At 64.9% G+C, this 1,534-nt stretch carries 1 pseudogene; it reads left to right on the top strand.

From position 1 onward, the window contains the following. Positions 1 to 749: 749 nt before the first annotated feature. A pseudogene (locus ACWGKS_RS29900) lies at positions 750 to 1,534 on the top strand (HNH endonuclease); the annotation flags it as partial.

Raw genomic sequence — 1,534 nt, 5'->3', positions numbered from 1 at the left:
GCAGCGGAGCCCGGTATTGGGTGCTGGTTCTCCCCTGAGTTATCCACAGGCGGGAGAGTTCGGGGTGGTGAACCGTTCCGCCCACGTGATCCCATTGATCTTGGGGGAGCCGCTGGTTTCGCCGGCTTTGTGCTGCTCGGGGTGGGTGGGTGTGGTGGGGGTGGGGTGTGGGGTGCCTCAGGTTTTTGGTTCTTGGGGTTGGTGGGGGTGCTCGGGTGGTTGGTGGGGCGCCTCAGGTTTCTGGCTCTGGGGGTTGTTGGGCGTTGCTCGGGTGGTTCTCCCTCCTTCCCCGCCGCGTGATTGTTGCCGCCCGCACCGCACGCGTCAAGGCGATGTTGAGTTACTCATCAGCGGGGCTGGTGGCCTTGACCCGTACGGCACGGGCGGCGGTTTGGCGGCTATCGGGGAAGGGGGGAGAGTGGTTGAGGTCCCAAGGGCCCTGTGGGCCTGCGGCCCACTCCGGCCGCAGACGGCCGGATCCCTTCCCTTCCGCCTGGTGTCCTCGTGGGCCGCGCCGCCACTACGTGACGGGTGAGGTAACGAAGGGCCCGCTACAGGTGAGGCTCAGGGCGAGTCGCGTCCCAGCGGTAGCCGGCTCTGGCGGTGGGAAAGTCGCGGGAAAAAGGGGTTGTGGATAACCCAGAATGGCCACCCCATCTATGGTAGGCGCATTCGTCGACTCGGAAATAGGTTGAATATACCAGCCAGTAAGTCTGCCCTTCTTGGGGGTGTTCGCATATAATCAGAGTATGAGTTTTCCTCCCAGCACACCACGCCCGACCGGGAACACCCCGGTCGATCAGGCGATGGCGGGTGCGCGGGAGTTGGCGGTGGAATTCTCCGGCCGGGATGTCCCGTTCGGGTGCGAAGCCGATGTGCTCGCCCAGTTCGGCCGCCTCAACCAGGAAACAGACCGGATCCGCTATGGGATGCTGCCCGCCCTGGCCCGGATGGAGGCCACCGGTGCCCTGTTGGAAGAGGGTGGCCAGCGCAGCATCCAGGCGTGGATCACTCACCAGTGGGGCACCTCTCCGGCTGAGGCCCGCGATCTCGCCATCCTCGCCCGGGCGTTGTACAAGCAGCAGTTGCCGCTCGTGGAAGAAGCCTTCCAGGCCAGCGCCCTGTCGTTGGGTGAAGCGTGCGCGATCGCGACCTCCACGAAAAAGGAGGAATTCCGTGCCCAGCGTCCTTCGGTGGAGGGTTTTCGGGCCCGGTTGGAATTCGGGCTGATCGGTTTCAAGGCCGAGCGTCCGCAAGTGTCGGTGCGCCAGTTGCGGGACGCGGCGAAATGGTTCGTGGCCCGCTTGGACCCGGATAAGGCCGACCGGGACTATGACGAAACGTTCGAGAAGCGGGGCGCGCAGTTCTCCCCGACTTTCGAGTCCGGGTTCCTGTTGCGGATGTGGGGTCCGGGGGCCGACAACGAGCTCATCCAGGCCGCCCTGGAGGCGTACACCCAGCCGTACGGTCCCGATAATGCCGCCACCCCGAAGCATCAGCGGGTCTATGACGCAATGATGCGCATCTTCGAGAC

Source organism: Nocardiopsis sp. NPDC055879 (assembly GCF_053615935.1).
Note: the sequence above shows the minus strand (reverse complement) of the source record. Positions and strands in the feature narration are given on the sequence as shown.